The following is a 20025-nucleotide window of genomic DNA, read 5'->3' on the forward strand; positions in this document are numbered from 1 at the left end:
AATGTATAAATATTTTAATAATATTTAAAATTAAACAAATTATTAATTTAATTATTCTAATTAATAAGAATCGTTTAAAAATTCAAATTGTGGTATAATGATAAGTATTAAAAACCTTTCTAAATCATATAAATTAGAGAATGGGGAAGAAGTGAAAGCCCTAAATAACATTAATCTTGAAGTTAAAGAAGGAGAAATCGTAGGTATTTTAGGAACAAGCGGTTCCGGTAAAACAACCCTTTTAAGAATATTAAGAGGGGTGGAAAAATTTGATGAAGGTGAAGTTAGAGTAGAAAGATACACCTTAAAGCCGGATTCAACTCAATTTTATTTCAATCAAGTGAAAAAGGAAACTGCAATTCACTTGCAAAGGTCTTTTGGTATTTGGCCTGAAACCGTACTTGACAATGTAGTAAGAAAGCTATATGGTGCAAAATACGGTGATGAGGCAGGAACCGACTTTGAATTGGCTCATGACCAATTCGATAAGGAAGCTTATGAGCTATTGGAGCTTGTAGGCCTTAAGGAAAAGTCCGGTCACTTGGCTTCCGTATTAAGCGGTGGTGAAAAGCAAAGACTTATCATGGCAAGACAGCTTGCTAAAAAGCCTAAAGTAATGCTTCTTGACGAGCCTGCTACAATGGCATGTCCTAAAACCAAACAGGAAATCTTGGATGCTGTTAAAAAGATCAATGAAGAGTTAAACATCACTATTGTTTTAGTATCCCACTTACCTGAGGTTCATAAGTTCTTGGCTGAAAGGGTAATCCTTTTGGAAGATGGTGAAATAGCTAAAGATGGAGATGTTGATGAGATTATCGATGAGTTCCTATCTGACATTGAAGACCCTGTTGACATTGAGCTTGAATCCACAGATGAAACCTTGATTAAAGCATGCGATTTGGATAAAAGGTTCTATTTGCTTAAAGGTAAAGATGTTTTGCACATGAAGGACATCAGCTTTGAAGTAAAGAGAGGAGATATCCTATCTTTAGTAGGTCCAAGTGGAGCAGGTAAGACAATTCTTCTTCGTATGTTAGGGGGTATGGATGTGCCTGACAACGGTGATGTATTGTTCAAGCTTGACAAGGACGGAGAAACCAAATGGGTAGACATCAGAAAAGCAAGCCTTGACAGGATGGAAGTTAGAAGAAACATAGGTTTCATGCATCAGGAATTTGCATTAGTCTATTGGGCTACCGTTCAAAGCCAATTGGCTAAGAAACTTGGATACAAAAGATTTGATATGGTTCAGGAAGCAAAAGAAAGAGCTAAGGAAGAAGGCTTGCCTGACATCTTGCTTGATGCATTGTATCAATTAACTGACCTTCCAGAAAGGGAAGCTAAAGCTCGTCTTGAGCAAGTTGGACTTGAACCAAGTATTTTAGATGAATTGTTCCCTAAATTCCCTGAAGCAGAAATTGCAGAGCAAGTTGCAGACTTATTCGAAGCGCTTGACTTGCCTTTAGACATTTTAGGAAGAAGATCATTTGAATTATCAGGTGGTCAAAAGGTAAGGGCTATGCTTGCACTTGTGCTCGTATCCAAACCGGATATCCTATTGCTTGACGAACCGTTTGGAGACTTGGATCCAAAAACCTTGAGGACAGTAACCAACTCTCTTAAGAGAATCTGCAAGGAATTCGGAACTACCATTGTAATGGTTTCACACAATACAGACTTCATTAGGGAATTAAGTAACAGGGCTATCTTCATTGACCAAGGTCTTCTCAAGGATGACACTAAAGATGTTGATAGGTTAGTCGATGACTTCATTGGATTCTGTAAAGCTGATTACTTGATGTAATCAGTTAAATTTTTATTTTTTATTTTTAATTTTTTAGATTATTTTTTCAATCAATAATTTTTATTCTTTTTAAGATGATAGTATGTTTAAGAATATTTTAGTTGCTAGCGATGGTTCCAAATGTGGAGACAAGGCAGTGGATTTAGCTATTGATTTAGCAAGCAAATACGGTGCAAAGATCTCTGCTTTATATGTTATGGATTTTGCTCTTGACTTTTCATATGATGACTTGGATGATGCTGGTGGAGCAGTCTTGGATGAGATTACAGCAAAAGGGAAGGAAAAGGATGTTGTTGTAGTGGAGCATATCATCACTGCAGATCCTATTCATGATATGGCAACAATGATTAGAAAGATAAATCCTGACATTGCTGTCTTTGGAGCTTTTGGAAAGTCTATGGAAACGCAAGAGAATATTGATTATTCTAAAATTGGCAGTGTAGCTGAAAATGCCTTAAAAGTCTCTAAAGTTCCTGTAATTTTAGTTAAATAATTATTGCTTTTTGCTGTTTTTTAAAATAAGTTGTAATAAAATAAAACAATTTATATATTATTAGAATTAAATATATTATTAATTAGTTATTGGAGGTTAACACTATGGCTGAATACAAATGTACTATTTGCGGATACGTATATGACACTGAAAAAGGCGAATCTAGAAAAGATGTTGCTGCAGGAACTGCTTGGGAAGACGTAGCTGATGATTTCAGATGCCCTTTATGTGGTGCAGTTAAAAACATGTTTAAAGCATTATAATTGATTTAAACTTTATGATACTACTTTCTTAAAATTTAATCGAAGGTGAATAAAATGGTATTTGTATGTGATATTTGCGGATACGAATATAATCCTGATGCTGGTGACCCAGATAATGGCGTTGAACCAGGCACTGCTTTTGCAGACTTACCGGATGATTGGGTTTGCCCATTATGCGGTGCAGAAAAAGGAGATTTCGTAGAAGAATAAATAAATTTTTAAATCATGATTATTAAATTATCATTTCAATTTTAATTTAATAAATTTTTATTTTTTTAATTTTAGGTGTTATTATGGTAAATGAAAAAATGGAAGCAGCATTAAATGCTCAATTAAACGCAGAAGTATATTCTGGATACTTATACTTATCTATGGCAGCTTACTTTGAAGACATCGACTTAGCAGGATTTGCTAACTGGATGAGAGTACAAGCTGCAGAAGAATTAGAACATGGTATGAAATTCTATGATTACATCATTAGAAGAGGGGCAAGCGTAACCCTTACTGCAATTGAAGCTCCACAAACTGAATGGGACTCTCCACTTGCAGCATTTGAACATGTTTTATCCCACGAACAAATGGTTACTGGCTTAATCAATGATTTAGTTGACTTAGCTATTGAAGAAAAAGACCATGCAACCAACAACTTCTTGCAATGGTTCGTAGAAGAGCAAGTTGAAGAAGAAGAAAACGCTATGGAAAACTTAGCAAAACTCAAATTAGCTGGCGACGACAACTCTTTATTATACAAACTTAACGAAGAGTTCGCAGGTCGTGGCGGTGAAGAATAGATTTGATCTATTCTTTCTTTTTTTATTTTTTAATTTTATTCTAATTTATATTTTTAACTATTTTTATCAAAAAATATAATTTTATTTAAATCCCTTATTTTTATGAAATAACCTCAATTTTATTGAATAATCATAATTTAACAATTAAAATGAAAGTTAACTGTTAAAAAAACTATAATATTTATTTATAATAAAAATTAAGTATCAATTAAAGGTTTTTCATGCCTGCAGAAAATATACCCAAAACTGGGGGCATAAAATGAAAACTGAAATTGGAGAATTTCTTAAACATTCTTTTGAAGTCTTTAAAGAACATTTTAAAGATATTCTTGGATATTCATTAGAAATCTTGAAAATTTTCATTTTGCTAATGAAATAAATTTGAAACTTGTTGTTGAATTTTAAAAAAATTTTGTTTAATATTTTCATTGGGTAGTTTTTTTCCCTTCATAAATAAGTAAAGATTATATATTCTAAAAATATAATATTACTTAGAGTTTATTTCAAACTCCGGTTTATGGGAAAAATTTAAAGTTAAGAATTCTTTTGAATTCTTATACTTTAAGTTTTAAAAACTATCTTTTTTTATATTATTTTAAAATTAATTTTGTTTTATTTTTAGTAAACTATTTTTATTAGAAATAAAAGAATATAACTATATTAAGTATGTTATTTTAATCAAAAGTAATCTTAAGGAGGCAAAAACGTGGTAAAGGTAAGTGTAATGGGTTCAACCGGTGTAATAGGTAAAAACGTTACTTTCAAATTGGCTAGAGCAGATACAATAAGTGAAGTTGTATTGTTTGCAAGACCTGAAAGCATTGACAAGGCAAAGGGCCAAAGCTATGACATGTATGATGCATTGGCTGCTGAAGATATCGATTGTTTACTCATCCCATCCTGCAATTATGAAGATCTTGCAGATTCCCAAATTGTATTGATTTCTGCAGGTGCTCCAAGGCATGAGGGGATGAGCAGAAGGGATTTGGCTTTCATAAATGGACAAATTGTATCAAACTATGCCAGACAAGTAGCTAAATATGCTCCAGATGCCATTATCGTAGTTGCAACAAATCCTGTGGATGTAATGACCACAATTGCTTTGGACGCTTCAGGTTTCGATAGGGACAGGGTCATTGGTGTAGGAAACCACTTGGATTCCTTAAGACTCAAAAATTACTTTGCAAGAAGATTGAACATCAACAGCAGTGAAATCCATACAAGGGTTATCGGTGAGCATGGTGACAATATGGTTCCTCTTTTAAGTTCAACCACCATTGGAGGTATTCCTCTGAAATACTTTATTAGAGAGGTGGAATTGGACATTAAGGAGATCATTCATACTCTAAGAAATGCGGGAAATACAATCATTTCAAAGAAGGGTGCTACTGAATATGGTCCTGCCTATGCTATTTCTAATTTGATTATTACATTGATTACAAACTCCCATAAGATCTTGACTGTAAGCTTATACTTAGATGGTGAAATTGCTGGTGTCAATGGAGTTTCATTAGGTGTTCCTTCTGTTTTATCCAAAAAAGGAAATGCAATGATTGTTCCTATTCATATGAGTGATTATGAGACTAAAAAGTTCCAAGCTGCTGCCGAACAGATTAGAAAGCTTACAGAAGAAGTCAGAGAAAGTCTAAAAGAATATAAATAAGCTTATTTTTCTTATTTTTTTACTATTTTTTACTATTAATTTTTCTTAATTTTTAAACATTTTTACCTAATTTTTAAATATTTTGCCTATTTTTAAATATTAACCTAATTTTAATTAGCTATTTTACTCCAATAATGTTTTTTAAGTAAGGAACATTGCTGAATAGATATAAAAATCCCATTGGAACAAATAGGGTAACTAAAAGCAATATGATTGTCCAAAGATTGTAAGGCATTGTATTTTCAAAGATTTCAATTGTAACGGACAGGACTGCTACATGGACCAGATAGATTCCATAGTTGTACTGAGCCACTTTTGTAATGAAATCCCTTATAATTCCTTTTGGATTTAAATTAATGTTCTTAAACAATAGGAAGACTCCTGCTGCATTCAATGCCATGAATAGTGCATATCTGTCAAATCTGTAGATTAATGTTGTGCTGGAGAATAGGTATGAACATACCATCATGGATCCAATTGAAAAGAATATTAACAGTATTGCAAAGTATTTTTTGTTCAATAATTCCCTTTCAGTATATCTAAGGTAATATCCAAGGACAACAAGTCCGATAGGGCTTGTAAAGTAGCTAAGCTTTATTGGAAACGGCATCTTTAATGTAAAGTCAAATATGCATGTTATTAGCCAGAAAAACAGGAAATATTCCAATTCATTATTTTCTGAATGCTGTATCCATTTATTGAAAACAGGCATGATCAGGTATGTTCCAAGTATCATCCAAAAGAACCAATCCTGATAGAAATAGTTGTTTTTGCCTAATGCCCCTAATGTAATCAAGCTAAAAAATCCACTTATTTTCAACGGATGTATGAAAGAATTGATGAAAACCAGACAAATTGATAGGAAGAATAACCAAAAGAGGAATGGGTAGATTATTCTTGGCAATCTCTTTGATAAGAATGACTTTATTGTCCAGTCCCTGCCTAATGACAAGGCTCCAGAGAGCATTAGAAATAGCGGAACTCCTACTCTGAAGAAATTAATTATAAATGAGCAGACAAACCAGTTCAAGCTTGGAATTGCACCATAATCTGCAACTATCAAATGTCTGGTGCCTCCATCAAAAACATGGACTAAAATTACTGAAATGATTGCCAATGCCCTCAAAGCATCAAAATAGAAGATATGCTTTTCATTTTATCAAATAAAAATTTTTTCTGTTTGATTTATTTTTAAAATCCAATCAATAATGTTTAATGGATATATTAAATTATTAAAAAAAGAAAATAAAGTTTATAATTGATTATAAATTATAAACTTCTTCTGCAGGCACTAATGGTATTTTATAAGCATTTAAAATTGATACCAATTCATCCAAATCTTTGGACTGTAATAAAAGAATAGCTTTTTCAGACTTTTCATGAGTAAATGCATAAAGGTATTCAAGGTCTATTCCCTCATCTTTCAAGATTTTTAGGATTGATGAAAGTCCGCCCGGAGTGTCATCTAGTTCCGCTCCAATGATTGGGGTGTTTTTAACGATGTAATCATTGCTTTCCAAAATTTCCTTTGCTTTTATAGGGTCTTGAACTACCAATCTTAAAATACCAAATTCAGTTGTGTCTGCTAAGAATAATGCTCTGATGTTTATGTCATTTTGAGCAAGCAAATCTAAAACATGATACAATTTCCCCATTTTATTTTCTAAAAATATAGATAGTTGTGTTATCTTATACATATTGTCTCCCCTGATTAATGTAAATTACGTTTGTCAATTACTCTTTGTATTTTGCCTTTTGTGCTTCTTGGAATGCTTTTTGGTGCAACTAGGCTAACGTTAACTGCGATTCCAATCTCATTTTGAATGTATTCGCCGATTTTACGCTTTACACCGATCATCTCTTTAATGTCATCTGAGAAGAGAGATTCAGAAGCTTCAACCTTGATTTCAATTTCATCCATTATGTCCGGACGGGTAACGATGATTTGGTAGTGAGGCTCGATGTCACTGACCTTAAGAAGTGCCTTTTCGATTTGTGATGGGAATACAGCAACTCCCTTAACCTTGATCATGTCATCAGATCTTCCAGTGATCCTTTCCATTCTTGCAAGGGTCCTTCCACATGCACAAGTGTCATAGTGAAGTGCAGTGAGGTCTTTTGTTCTGAATCTGATTATAGGCATGCTTTCCCTTTCAAGGTTGGTCAATACCAATTCTCCGTGAGTGCCTTCAGGCAAGGTGTTTCCAGTATTCGGGTCAATGATTTCAGGATAGAAGAAATCCTCCGCAATGTGCAAACCGTTCTGTGCAGGACATTCCATACCTACACCTGGACCCATCAATTCGGTAAGTCCGTAGATATTGTAAGCCTTGGTCTTGAATGTGTCTTCGATTCTCTCTCTCATTTCAGCTGTCCACATTTCAGCTCCAAAACCAATTGCCTTAAGGCCGAGTTTTTCAAAGTCTATTCCTTCCTCTTTAGCCACTTCTCCAAGGTATATGCCATAGGAAGGGGTGAAAATAAGGCAGGTAGTTCCAAAGTCTGCCATGATTTCGACTTGCCTTCTTGTTTGGCCGGTTGAAATAGGGATGATTGTTGCCCCTAATCTATGAGCCCCATAGTGAACACCGAATCCTCCTGTAAACAATCCGTAACCATGAGTGTTCTGTATGATATCGTCTTCATCAAGACCCATCATGGTAAGTCCTCTTGCAACGATTTCTCCCCAATTGTCAATGTCTCCTTGGGTGTATCCGCTTACAACAGGCTTTCCAGTAGTTCCAGAAGAGGAGTGTACCTCTATGATTTCCTTTTTATCAACTGCAAACATTCCAAATGGATAACATGCTCTTAAATCATCTTTAGTAAGGAATGGCAACTTTTCAATATCCTTTAAGGTTTCTATGTCTTCAGGGAAAACATTTGCTTGAGTGTACTTTTCGGTATAAAATGGGATCTTGTCAAATGCCCTTTTTACAGTAGCTTGCAACTTCTTCAATTGAAGTTCAAAAATGTCTTCTCTTGACATGCATTCAATTTCTTCATTCCACATATTCTAACCTTTTTGTTTCTGTGTAATTTTAGTAATTTTTATAATTGCAATATCTAATTCTATTATGTATTAATTTCTATAAATATTTTATATCAATCCTAAATTTTTCATATATTCAATGCTTTTTTCGATTGAATCTATAGAATATAACTCCAACATATAGATGCCATCATAGTTATTCTTAATAAAAATATCAAAGAACTCATTTACTGGAAAAGTCCCTTCACCTAATGTACGATGTGTGTCACCATCACCAAGATTATCATGGACATGTATGTGTTTAATGGAGTTGAAGTAAATTTCATCTGGAGTGAACCCTGCAGTATGGGCATGACCAATATCTAAAGTCATTGGAAGCTCAAGTTCTGTCAATGTTTCGTTCAATAAGTTCACATCATGATACATGAACCCTTCTATATGAGGTAAGTTCTCAATGCATGCATTGGCGCCATTGTCTTTTGCATAATCACCAATGTCCTTTAGGGAATCCTTAGCTATTTCATAGATTATATCTTCCTTGCCTCTACCACTGAATGACACTATTCCTGGATGAACAACTACAATGTCACTATCAATCATATTTGCCAAGTCAATTGACCTTTTGATTTCATTAACTGATAGTTTTGCTAATGCTGAATTCAGTGAAGCGATGTTCAGGTCAATGAATGGGGAGTGGATTGTATATTCCAAGGAATATGAGTTGATCATATCAATCATCTCTTCATCATCATTCAATTCTCTATATGGGTAATCATGCAATATTTCTACATATTCTATGCATTTGCTGCTATCGAAGTATTCCAATGCCTCTTCCATTGTAATGTTCTCTGTAGCCAACATTGAAGCTCCTATTTTCATATTTTGCCTCTTTTTCATTATTTAATAAATATAATTATCTTAGATTGATATAATGGTTTATAGAAGTTATTCCACTATCAATCTCTAACTCTTGCAATAACTCTTAATCCCTTATCCAAACCATCTATGATTTCTTCAGTCAAGTCAAGGTTCTTATGAAGCTTTACATAACCTCTTTTGCCTACAGTTGCTGTAAATAGGTATTTGTCCTCTAAAAGAATGTCAAAAGCACTGCCGACATATTTTTTGCCGATAGGCAATACGATATGGTCCTTTCTTATTTCAGGATAGAGCTCAAAGACTTCATAGTAGAATTCAGAGGTTTCTCCTTCTTCATAATCATCAAATTCATCTGACTCTTCGCTTAAGTCATAGTAATTGTCATTGCTGTAATCCTTTTTGCCTTCATCGATGAGGTAATTATCAATATTGTCATTATACTCTTTCAATTGGGACTTTTTGGACTTCTTATGCTTGTCTTTCTTAGCCTTTTTGGATTTGGACTTCCCGGATTTTTTTGAAAGTCTTTCAGCAAAACTGTCAGGTGCCTTTTCAAGAGGTTCAACATTCATGCTGATTCCAATCTCATTTTCAAGTTCAGCTATTCTTTTACCTCCTTTTCCAATGATTTTAGGAATGTATTTCTCGGTTATGTAAATGTTTACTCTCCTATCGCTTTCCATGCTCACTTCAATGGCTGCCTTTGGAGTTATCCTTTTCATGGTTCTTAGGATTTCCCTTTCCGCTATCATTTGGACAGGAGTCTTTTCCTGATTCATCTTTGCCTTTTTGGACTGTTCCACCATTCCAATATCCATTACGATAGTCTGTTCACCATAAGTGTAAATCTCGTTGACTAATGTTCCTGTTTCAAAGTCCCTTACTTCAATTACAGGTCTTGCAAGATCTCTTTCTTCCATTCCACTTGGAACCTTTACAGTAAGCTTGTTTTCATAAATGGCTGATATTTCACCGTCTTCAATATAGATTGTAGTGTCTACGATTGATGGAATTGTACCTAAGTCAACTCTGCTTGCAATCCTTTGAATTGCATCGATAGGCCTTGTTGCATGAACAACACCAATCATTCCGACACCTGCAAGTCTCATATCTGCAAATATCTTGAAGTCATGGTTCTTTCTAAGCTCATCGTAAATTGTGAAGTCAGGCCTTACTAACAATAATATGTCTGCAGTGTTCTCCATATCCCCTTCAAGAGGTGCATATTGGGTAATTGTGTCTCCAACCTGCAAGTCTCTTGGAGATTCCATTGTTTTGACCACTTTGTTTAGGTATTCATCATAGAATTTAGCTATTGCCTGTGCAAATGTACTTTTTCCTGCTCCAGGTGAACCTGAAATGAGTATTCCCCTTGCACTGTTTGTTAGCCTTTCAATCAATTGACTTGATAAGTGGTATTGGTCAAGTGAGACTTCAGCAACAGGCCTTACAGCAGTTATTTCCAGCGCTTCTGAGAAAGGAGGTCTTGCTATTGATATCCTAAGGTCTCTGGATTGCACTACAATTGCACCTTGCTTGTCCACTTCAAGGTATGTTTTTGCATCATACCTTTCCTTTTCAAGGATTTCCTCTGCAATAGCTTCCAACTGCTTGTATGTGAATTTTTCATCTGCGAGCTTCACAAGTTCAATATGTCCTGGCTTTCCCTTTTTAGCCATAGGAACAACATTTTCCTTTAAATGAACACTCATTGTGTCATCATCAAAGAATTTGGCTATTTTCAAGTCTATTGCACCTTTATATTCCTGTGCATAGTATATGGTAGGAATTCCCTGCGCTTCAGCAGTTTTCGCTTGGATTTTATCGCTTGTTAAGAGTAATGCTAGTTCATCTTTAGCAACATCCCGGATTAATCCGTCTATTTCTCCAAGCTTTGCATTGTCCTTTTCAAATTTGGTAGGTCTTCTGCCGGTTATTTTGATTGATATTTCACCGATTTCAGCTAAATCCTGAAGTTTCTTTACATTCTTAAGGCCTCTGATGCCAGTTGGTCTTTGATTGTTAGCTTGATGTTCAAGTTCTGAGATTACAGCTTCCGGTATGATTATTTCAGGATAGTTCAATTCCTTTTCCTTAATGATCTTTTCCACATTTCCTTCAATGATTGCACTTGTATCCGGAACAATCCTTTTTATTTCATCATTCAATTCATCTTCATCATTATAATCGCTATTGTATTCATACTCATTAAAATTCATATTTTCACCTCCTTTGAGGTTTGATTAATTCAATAATTCTCATTTTAATAATCTTTTTATAGAGAGAATAATTTTATTATAAAATATTTTAACGATTTTCCTAATTTTATCTGTACATTTCCTTTGGATCAAATAATCTTTCAGAGATTATTTCAATATCATCATCGGTAAGATTGTCAATGTCAATATTCTCCTTATCAATATCTATTTGCCTAAAGAAGCATGATCTGTATCCTTCATGGCATGCTGCACCTATTTGCTCAACCTTCATTATGATTGCATCTGCATCACAGTCAATGTACATTTCCTTAACAGTCTGCACATTTCCAGAGTTTTCTCCCTTTAGCCATTGCTTTTTTCTTGAAGTAGAGTAGTAATGAGCCTTTTTGGTCTTCAAGGTTTGCTCTACCGCTTCCTTATTCATGAAAGCCACCATTAACACTTCATTAGTTTCATAGTCTTGGGCGATTCCAATCACCAGGTCTTCTCCACCCATATTGAGTCTGAAATTTAATTCCATTTTTTCACCTTTTTTTTAGACATGGATTCTTAACTACTGAATTCAATTGCGGTTTTTATGAAAGGGGCAACTTCATTTATTGGCATTTGCCCTTGCTCTCCAGTTTTCATATTCTTGACTGTTACTTTTCCATCTTCAAGGTCACGTTCTCCAACAAGAACCGCATATTTCACTCCAATCTTATTTGCATAAGCTAAAATCTTCTTGAATTTCTTTCTGGACAAGTCAACTTCAGTAGCGATATTGTCTTTTCTAAGAGTTTGCGCAATCTTAAAGGCTTCATGTCTTGTAGAGTCTGAAATAGCTGCAACATATGTGCTTACAATAGGTTCAAGTTCCATTTTGCCGTTCAATTCCTCGATTGCATTCATCAATCTGTCAAAACCTAATGCAAATCCAGTGGAGACAACGTCTTCTCCACCGAATAGTTTAACGAGATTGTAAGTTCCTCCACCGCATACTTGCTTTTGTGCACCAAGACCTTCCACATATACCTCAAACACTATTCCAGTATAATAGTCAAGTCCTCTAGCTACACCAAGATTTAACTTGTAATTGAACACTTGGAAACTTTCAAGAGTCTTTACAAGTTCCTTGAATTCTTCAAGGGCCTCTTTGGTTTCTTCGTAAGGAGACACTAGTTCATCTATGGCTTCAATTATTGAAGAGTCACCAACCATATCCATCAATTTGAACAATACCTCATTGAGTTCTGGCTTGTCCTTGATGATAGGATTGTCTCCAACAAGGGATTCTTTCAATAGCTCTTTGTCACCCTTATCGATAACAACCATAATCTCTCTTTGTGTAGCTGTATCAATATCAAAGTGATTGAATAATCCTCTGATTATTCCTAAGTGATTTACATTGAATTCTGCAGTAGTGATTCCAAGCTTTTCTATTGCATCGTTGCACATGGCTATCACTTCAGCTTCACCTTCAGGGGTCTTTGCACCAATCAATTCACATCCGAATTGCCAGAACTGTCTGAATCTACCTTTTTGAGGTCTTTCATATCTGAAACAGCTTCCATAGTAGTAAATCTTGATTGGCTTGGATGTCTTTTGAAGCTCATTCAAGTATAATCTTGCAATAGGGGCAGTGATTTCAGGTCTTAAGGCAAGGTCTCTGTCTCCCTTGTCCTTAAAGTTATATAATTGATCTACAATTTCCTCTCCTGATTTAGTGGTGAATAGTTTTAAGTCTTCAAATAAAGGTGTTTGAACTTCACAAAAACCATAGTTTTCAAATACATTTCTTAAAATGTCTTCAGCGTGTTTCCTTTGTCTCATTTCTTCAAAAAGGAAGTCTCTTGTTCCCCTTGGTCTTTCAAATTCCATTATTGATTCTCCAATGTTTTTAAGTAATTTTTATCAGATTAATTTTTCGTAAAATGTTTTTTATAGTTAATCATTTAACAATATTATATTTAATATTTATTTTATATAATATTTTTTAAATTATTATATGCTCTTTTTTTATTTTAAACTCTTTTTTCTCTTTTTTTATAAAATTTCTAGTAATTTTTTTAGAGTTTTTAATTATTTATTATCTTTACCACTTTAAAAATAATTTTTTTAGAGTTTTTAATCATTTATTCTCTAAAACGCTTTTAAAAAATAATTAAACTAAATATATTGAAATCTCATATTATTGATTAAAAAAGTATATGATTTTATAATAAATTATTTTTGATAATACATAAAACTTTAAATGATAAAATACTATAAATTATTATAAAAAATTAAGTGTGAATTATGTTTGAAGAATTGCATGAACTCTTAGAGGATAAAAGGATTTCAAAGAATGGGCTGTTGGCTATTTTAAAGGAAAAGGCTCAAAAGATATCTGTTTTCGATTTGATGGATGCCCATCAGTATATACTTCAGGATGTGGCGTTTGTACAGGATAAATATCAGGATGACTTCCGTCAAGCTTATGTTAAGCAATTCATTGGTCATATAAACAATATTAAAAATGACAATACAGATTATGACAGCAGGGGCAAAAAGGAGAGAATTGATAAAAAACAGTTTGAAAAATCATTAGAGGATTTGCATAATGTTTATGATGGCGTGAACTTTGACAAGGATAAGGTACAGCTTATTTACTGTTTGGTTTCTTTATATGCCACTTTTATATTGGAGGAACCTATTCATTCACTGGACACTCCTTTCCCAGGCAATTTGAAGATTAAGAAGTTAGGTAAGTTTTATTATTGTCCTGTCAAGGCAACTCAAAAGAATACTGAAGGGGCAGTTTGCAATATCTGCATTTCACGTGAGATCGATTATGATCCAGAGTTAAATGCCAGCAGTTAGGGATTATTTTTTTAAAAATAAGTATTTTATAGTCATATAATATTAACATGTTGTGATAGGATGTTTGAAAAATTTAATGTGTTGATAGATGAAGATGATAAGATATCAAAGGATGATCTTATGATTGTCTTAAAGGAAGAGCTTACTGATGTTTCTGTTTTTGATATGATGATCATATCTGCTGAAATCATTGAAAACAACAAATATGTTCAGGAATCCTATCAGGAAAAAAGCAAAAAGATTTACATAGACTTTTTCTTAAACAGAGTCAAGGAAATAAGAAGCAATGATACTGTTTATAATGATTATTTCAATAGGGATGACTTTGTAGAAAAATTAAACAAATTAAAAGATATTTACAAACTTGTTTCTAAAGACAGAAAAAACAAAAGTCCAATTATTGATTTGGTGGTATGCCTTTACACTACATTTGTGCTTGATGAGCCTATTCATCCTATTGGAACTCCTTTCCCTGGCTCATTAGAGGTTATAATGGAAAATGGAGTTTATTATTGTCCGGTTAAAGAGGCCAATATTGATACTCCAAATTCTGTATGCAGACTTTGTATAGCTGAACAGTTGGATTTTTAATTAATAGTATGCAGACTTTGTATAGCTGAACAGTTGGATTTTTAATTAATATTATTGGAATTTTTATAATTATAAAATTATTAAGTTTTTAAAATAGTGATACTATGGTAGATGGAAAAACAAGGATTTTGGGAGTTATTGGAGATCCTATTGAACACACTTTCTCTCCAGCAATGCAAAATGCTGGACTTGATGCTTTAAACTTAAATTACATTTATCTTCCATTTCATGTCAAACCAAATGGATTGAAAGAATGCATTGAAGGTGCAAAGGCTATGGGCATACAAGGTTTGAATGTTACAATACCACATAAAACCAATGTCATGAAACACCTTGATGAAATCGATCAAGTAGCTTCAATGATTGGTGCAGTAAATACTATTCAATTCATTTCTGATGAAAATAATGAATCCAATCAAAATAATGAAATCAATGTTACAACAAAAGGATTCAACACTGATGGATATGGATGTCTCCGTGCAATTAATGAAAAAACTTCAATAAATAAGAAAAAAGTTACTATCACGGGTGCAGGTGGAGCAGCAAGGGCAGTTGCATTTCAGATAGCAAGCAGTGGAATTGATGAGTTGTCAATATTGAATCGTAATTTCACCAAAGCGGAATCACTTGCAAATGATTTAAGATCCAATTTAAGCAATGCAGGAATTGATATTAGTATAAATAGCTGTGAAATGGATTATCTGAAAAAAGAATTGGACAGTTCAGACATATTTATAGACACAACACCTATTGGAATGTATCCTAATGTGAATGATAAGCCAATAGCAAGTGCAGATATGCTTCATGAGGGTCTTGTTGTAAATGATATAGTTTACACTCCTATGGAAACATCCTTGATAAAAGAGGCTAAAAAAGCCAATGCACAAGTTGTTTATGGATATGAGATGCTCTTGTATCAGGGAATCAGAAGCTTTGAGATATGGTTAGGTAGAGATGCTCCAGCAGATGTGATGGAAAAGGCATTATTGGATGTTTTAGGTATTTAAGTTTAATTTTTATTTTAATTTTTTTTTTAGTGATAATATGGATGATTTTCTATCAAGTTTTGTTTTGAATGAGGAAAAAAAGGAACTTTCTGATTCAAAGAAGGATGTCATGAAGTTCTTAAAGCAAATAGGTGTTGATACCCGTTTTGTCAGTTTCTTTGATGATGGTGGAGACATTAAGCTTTATATAGAAAATCTCCGCTTTTCAAAGTTTTCCAAAAAAAGAAGAGAAACATTCAACAGGCATTATCCTGATATGATGGTTGTAAGATCATCTCTTTTTCAAAAGATCTGTTCAAGGTCTTCAAAGACATTGGCAGAGTCATTAAGTCCTAAGGAAAGGATTCTCATTCCAAGAATGGATAATGATTACAACAAGTTTTTATACATAGTGATTGAGCCTTATTCAAGAAAATATGGCATAAGATTCATTGAATATGATGAAAACATCAGTGCAGATGGCTTTGATTCTGTCATTTCTCCATTGAACCTGAATCAGGAAGTGAATCATATCCTGAATGATATCTTTGATGGAAAGGGAATCGAATGGGATAGGAAATTGGACTTATCCAATATTTATGATTTTGACTTAAAGGATAAGGACATCATATTTCCATTTATCAATGTTCCACAAGAGTGGATAAATGACTTTTTAGGAATTGAAAAGGAATATGAAATAGACTATGAAAACGAAGACATTGCAGAGTCATTCATGGGATTCCTAACTGAGATCAATCCTCAATTCAAGGAAAATGTATTGGCGGCATCTTCATTTTTGGAAAGTCATCAAAAGTAATAAAATTTTAAATAATGGAAAAATATTAAACATAGTTAAATAGAATAAAAAATATATATCGAATTAATTAATTATTTAATAATATTTTGTGATTATATTTGAGGTTTTAATATGGCAAATGAAATTACTGCAGAATTAAATGATGAGCAATTTGAAAGATATCAAATCATGCAAGAGAATGAATTGAGCATTGGTGAAGCTATAGACTTGATTTTCTATTTGCGTGACCATTATGGAGTCCGCAATGATCAGCTTCTTGAAGAAAGGCTTGAACAGTTAATCCTCAGAAAATCAGAATTAGAATCCGAGATGGAAAACTCGGATAAGGATTTATCTTCAGATTTATCTAAGATTGCTGCTGAAATGGATATCCTTGAAAAATTAAAAGACACTACATATGACTTTGAAGCTAAAGAGGAAATCCTTGAAAAAGAATATGCTGCTATTGATGAAACTTATGAAATGAAGGTTCAAGCACATAAGCGTGGAATCAAATGGGGTAAATTCTTCAATAGCATTTTATGATTTCAGTTTTTTATCCTTTTTTCTTTTTTTATTTTTACTTTTTTTAAAATTTACACTTTTTTAATATATTTATCTTAAAGCCTTTATTTTGCTTATTTTTTGATTTAAACTATTTTAAACACTTTTTTAATATATTTGTACAATAGCAAAATTCTTTAAATTTTTTCAGATTTTAGATTCATAAGATAACTTTTATATAATAAATTAAACTAATATTTTATTGAGTAGTTATTATGGACTTTCTTATAAAAAAATTATAAGAAATTCCAATCAAAATCAAATTATTAAATTTATTAGGAGTGGATTTGTCTGACAAAATATATTATAATTACTGGTGGAGTAGTTAGTTCCATTGGAAAAGGAATTACCTCTGCATCCATTGGCCGTATATTACGTTCCTACGGCTTGAAGGTTGCAGCTATTAAGATTGACCCATATTTAAACTGGGATTCTGGTACTTTAAACCCATACCAACATGGAGAAGTGTTTGTAACTTATGACGGTATGGAAACTGATCTTGATTTAGGTCACTATGAAAGGTTCTTGGACATAGAGCTTCCAGGAATATCCAACATCACTACCGGAAAGGTCTATCAATCAGTTATTTCCAAAGAAAGAAAAGGTGATTTCTTAGGAGCTTGTGTTCAAATTATCCCTCATATCACCAATGAAATCAAGGAAATGGTACGTGAAATCTCCGCTAAGAATGACTATGATGTCGTTCTTGTTGAATTGGGCGGTACCGTGGGGGATATTGAAAGCCAACCATTCCTCGAAGCGTTAAGACAATTGAGAAACGAGGAAGGCTCTGAAAACGTTATGTTTGTACATGTAACATTCGTTCCTTACTTGGAAGCTGCTGGCGAATTCAAGACAAAACCAACTCAACACTCTTCAAAAGAACTTAGAAGCATGGGTATCAACCCTAACATGATCGTTTTAAGAAGTCAAAAACCTATTGATGATGACTTGAAAAGGAAAATCGCTCACTTCTGTGACGTTGAATTTGATGCTGTTGTAAACACTCCTGATGCTCAAACAATCTATGAAGTTCCTTTAGTATTGGACAGGGAAAACGCTGGCCAGTACATTTCCAACAGAATTAATTTAGGAATTGATTTTGAAAATGACAAGAATACTCTTAACGAATGGGCAGAAATTGTAGATTCCCTTAAGATTCAAGATCCGGTGGTTACCATTGGTATTGTGGGAAAATACGTTGAATTGGAAGACGCTTATATAAGTATCAGAGAATCCTTGCACCACGCAGCAGCGAAAATTGGCGCTAAAATGAAAATCGTATACCTCTCATCTGATGTGGATGTGGAAAATGAGGAAGAATTGAAAGCTTTCCATGAGGAACTTTCCAAGCTTGACGGTATTCTTATTCCTGGAGGATTTGGTGACCGTGGTGTAGAAGGTAAGTTAAGTGCTGTTGACTATGCAATTGAAAATGAAGTTCCTATTTTCGGTATCTGTTTAGGTATGCAATGTATGGTAATTCAATTTGCAAGAAGAATCGGAATGGACAGTGCAAACAGCAGTGAATTCAAAGATGACCTAGAATACCCAGTAATTGACATGATGGAAGAGCAAAAGAAAATCAAGAATATGGGTGGAACCATGCGTTTAGGTGCTTATGACTGTAAATTGATTGACGGCACCAAAACCAAAGAGGCATATGGTGAAGACTTGATTCAAGAAAGACACAGACACAGATACGAATACAATAACGAATACAGGGATGTATTAACTGAAAACGGTCTTGTTATTGCAGGAACAACTCCTGATGATTTCTTGGTTGAAATCGTGGAATTGCCTGATCATCCTTGGTTTATTGGATGTCAATTCCATCCAGAGTTCAAATCAAGACCAAACAATGCACATCCATTGTTCGCTTCATTTGTAAAGGCATCTTTTGAAAACAAAGAATAGAACAAACTTTTAGAAAAAGTTTGATCAAAATTCTTTCTTTTTTTATTCTATTTTCACTATTTTTTTTAAATTTTATATTATTTTTTAACTATTTTTAAAATTAATTTTGATTTTTTTCACTAATTGATTTTACACAATTGTGATTTTGTGCAATTGTGCAATTGAAATTTTTATTTTTTTCGCATTTCAAATCATTTTATATTGAATCAAGACCTATTTAATAACATATTCACTTAAAAAAATATTAAAGGGGTAGTATGAGCGAAATAAGTAAAAATAATAAAGAAATAGGAAAAACAATTGCTACAAAGGTTCCAATAAACATCCATAATCAATTGATGAATCTAATAGAAAACGGCGATTACTTAAGCATTTCAGACTTTCTTAGGGAAGCAATAAGGGAACAGTTAAAGACTTATAAGGTTGCTAATTTTAGAGAAATCAATTATTTTGATGCAAAGAAGGAAGTTGTAAGCTATTTCATAAAATATGATGATTGCTTTCTGGATGAGATAGCTATCGATCTGGAACTTGATTTCGAACTGGTTTTAAACATAATCAAAGACCTTATGGAAGAAGGGAGGATTGTAAAGATTTCAAATGAGGAACTCTTTGAAAAAAGAGGAATTGATAATTTGGATGTTTATCGCTCAAAGGATAATGATTCAGTCTATAAGATAGAAGGAAAGCGATTTATTGTCGAATCAAGATTCAAAGATTATGAATTCATCACCATAAGACATAATGCTGATTATAAATCCGTTTTTAAAAACAATGGAATGGTGCTTGAAAACGCTTCAGTAATATTGTCTGAAGCCTATTCCTTTATAAAATAGATTTTTTAATAATTCTTTTTTTATTTTTTTTAAATTTTTTATAATTTTTCATTTTGATGATACTTTTTTAATTGATTAATAATTTGCAATATGATTTTATTTTTTCGATTTAACATCAATTTACATTTTAAAATAAATATAACAATTAATTTGTACTTCAAAACTTAAAAAAACTATTATATTTAAATATAATGAAAAAATAATAATCAATTGTCTTATAAAAACAATTTAAATAATTTAAATTGATTTCTTAAGATAAAAATCCTATTTTATTAATTTCTATTTCTATTTATAGAAAATAGGGTCCTAAAATAGGATTGTTGCACTAATTAATTAGTAAGACTTGGAGGTTTCCTCTTGTATAATAGTATTTTTATTGGGAATATT

At 33.0% G+C, this 20025-nt stretch carries 20 protein-coding genes; 13 read left to right on the top strand and 7 right to left on the bottom strand.

Features of this window, described 5'->3' with window-relative positions; translation table 11 throughout:
- The first annotated feature begins 97 nt into the window (after positions 1–97).
- The 6 genes from VW161_RS02775 (at position 98) to VW161_RS02800 (ending at position 5017) form a co-directional block, all read left to right on the top strand.
- On the top strand, positions 98–1807 hold the full coding sequence (locus VW161_RS02775; RefSeq protein ID WP_304086112.1) for an ATP-binding cassette domain-containing protein: 1710 nt from the start codon (positions 98–100) through the stop codon (positions 1805–1807).
- An 82-nt stretch (positions 1808–1889) separates the two neighbouring features.
- Positions 1890–2300, top strand: a complete 411-nt coding sequence (locus VW161_RS02780) for a universal stress protein (protein WP_304086111.1) — start codon at positions 1890–1892, stop codon at positions 2298–2300.
- Positions 2301–2404: 104 nt separating this feature from the next.
- Entirely contained in the window at positions 2405–2563 is a 159-nt protein-coding gene (locus tag VW161_RS02785; RefSeq protein WP_304086109.1) for a rubredoxin, read from the top strand.
- 54 nt (positions 2564–2617) lie between these two features.
- Positions 2618–2773: a rubredoxin gene (locus tag VW161_RS02790; RefSeq protein WP_295607161.1), complete on the top strand. Its 156-nt coding sequence runs from the start codon at positions 2618–2620 to the stop codon at positions 2771–2773.
- Between the two features lie 83 nt (positions 2774–2856).
- Positions 2857–3354: a ferritin gene (locus tag VW161_RS02795; protein ID WP_304086107.1), complete on the top strand. Its 498-nt coding sequence runs from the start codon at positions 2857–2859 to the stop codon at positions 3352–3354.
- A gap of 706 nt (positions 3355–4060) precedes the next feature.
- Positions 4061–5017 (top strand): malate dehydrogenase, encoded by a 957-nt coding sequence (locus VW161_RS02800; protein ID WP_304086105.1) that lies wholly within the window; start codon positions 4061–4063, stop codon positions 5015–5017.
- 118 nt (positions 5018–5135) lie between these two features.
- Here the strand turns inward: VW161_RS02800 and VW161_RS02805 are convergent, their stop codons facing one another.
- From VW161_RS02805 to hisS, 7 genes are all read right to left on the bottom strand, one after another.
- Positions 5136–6161, bottom strand: a complete 1026-nt coding sequence (locus tag VW161_RS02805) for an acyltransferase (protein WP_325192694.1) — start codon at positions 6159–6161, stop codon at positions 5136–5138.
- Positions 6162–6279: 118 nt separating this feature from the next.
- Entirely contained in the window at positions 6280–6714 is a 435-nt protein-coding gene (locus VW161_RS02810) for an acetolactate synthase (protein WP_304086101.1), read from the bottom strand.
- Between the two features lie 14 nt (positions 6715–6728).
- Positions 6729–8030 (bottom strand): phenylacetate--CoA ligase family protein, encoded by a 1302-nt coding sequence (locus VW161_RS02815; RefSeq protein WP_304086099.1) that lies wholly within the window; start codon positions 8028–8030, stop codon positions 6729–6731.
- A gap of 87 nt (positions 8031–8117) precedes the next feature.
- Positions 8118–8888 carry a sugar phosphate isomerase/epimerase family protein gene (locus tag VW161_RS02820; protein WP_304093384.1) on the bottom strand — a complete coding sequence of 257 codons (771 nt, stop codon included), beginning with the start codon at positions 8886–8888 and terminating at the stop codon, positions 8118–8120.
- 77 nt (positions 8889–8965) lie between these two features.
- Positions 8966–11044 carry a PINc/VapC family ATPase gene (locus VW161_RS02825; RefSeq protein WP_304093414.1) on the bottom strand — a complete coding sequence of 693 codons (2079 nt, stop codon included), beginning with the start codon at positions 11042–11044 and terminating at the stop codon, positions 8966–8968.
- 169 nt (positions 11045–11213) lie between these two features.
- Complete coding sequence (hisI, locus tag VW161_RS02830; RefSeq protein ID WP_304093386.1) at positions 11214–11627, bottom strand: phosphoribosyl-AMP cyclohydrolase; 414 nt, start codon at positions 11625–11627, stop codon at positions 11214–11216.
- Between the two features lie 29 nt (positions 11628–11656).
- On the bottom strand, positions 11657–12967 hold the full coding sequence (hisS, locus tag VW161_RS02835; protein WP_304102236.1) for a histidine--tRNA ligase: 1311 nt from the start codon (positions 12965–12967) through the stop codon (positions 11657–11659).
- A gap of 417 nt (positions 12968–13384) precedes the next feature.
- Between hisS and VW161_RS02840 the strand changes: the two genes are divergently transcribed.
- The 7 genes from VW161_RS02840 (at position 13385) to VW161_RS02870 (ending at position 19638) form a co-directional block, all read left to right on the top strand.
- Positions 13385–13948 carry a DUF2115 domain-containing protein gene (locus VW161_RS02840; RefSeq protein WP_304093390.1) on the top strand — a complete coding sequence of 188 codons (564 nt, stop codon included), beginning with the start codon at positions 13385–13387 and terminating at the stop codon, positions 13946–13948.
- A gap of 60 nt (positions 13949–14008) precedes the next feature.
- Complete coding sequence (locus VW161_RS02845) at positions 14009–14539, top strand: DUF2115 family protein (RefSeq protein ID WP_304093392.1); 531 nt, start codon at positions 14009–14011, stop codon at positions 14537–14539.
- Positions 14540–14643: 104 nt separating this feature from the next.
- Positions 14644–15546 carry a shikimate dehydrogenase gene (gene aroE, locus VW161_RS02850; protein ID WP_304086087.1) on the top strand — a complete coding sequence of 301 codons (903 nt, stop codon included), beginning with the start codon at positions 14644–14646 and terminating at the stop codon, positions 15544–15546.
- 37 nt (positions 15547–15583) lie between these two features.
- Positions 15584–16342 (top strand): ATPase, encoded by a 759-nt coding sequence (locus VW161_RS02855; protein ID WP_304093394.1) that lies wholly within the window; start codon positions 15584–15586, stop codon positions 16340–16342.
- 111 nt (positions 16343–16453) lie between these two features.
- Positions 16454–16867 carry a hypothetical protein gene (locus VW161_RS02860; protein ID WP_304093396.1) on the top strand — a complete coding sequence of 138 codons (414 nt, stop codon included), beginning with the start codon at positions 16454–16456 and terminating at the stop codon, positions 16865–16867.
- 324 nt (positions 16868–17191) lie between these two features.
- The gene (gene pyrG, locus VW161_RS02865; RefSeq protein ID WP_442919851.1) at positions 17192–18802 is read left to right on the top strand and encodes a glutamine hydrolyzing CTP synthase; all 1611 of its coding nucleotides are present in this window, start codon (positions 17192–17194) and stop codon (positions 18800–18802) included.
- Between the two features lie 257 nt (positions 18803–19059).
- Entirely contained in the window at positions 19060–19638 is a 579-nt protein-coding gene (locus tag VW161_RS02870; RefSeq protein WP_304086081.1) for a ribbon-helix-helix domain-containing protein, read from the top strand.
- The last annotated feature ends 387 nt before the right edge of the window (positions 19639–20025 follow it).

Source organism: Methanobrevibacter ruminantium, from assembly GCF_016294135.1.
Taxonomy (GTDB): domain Archaea; phylum Methanobacteriota; class Methanobacteria; order Methanobacteriales; family Methanobacteriaceae; genus Methanobrevibacter; species Methanobrevibacter ruminantium_A.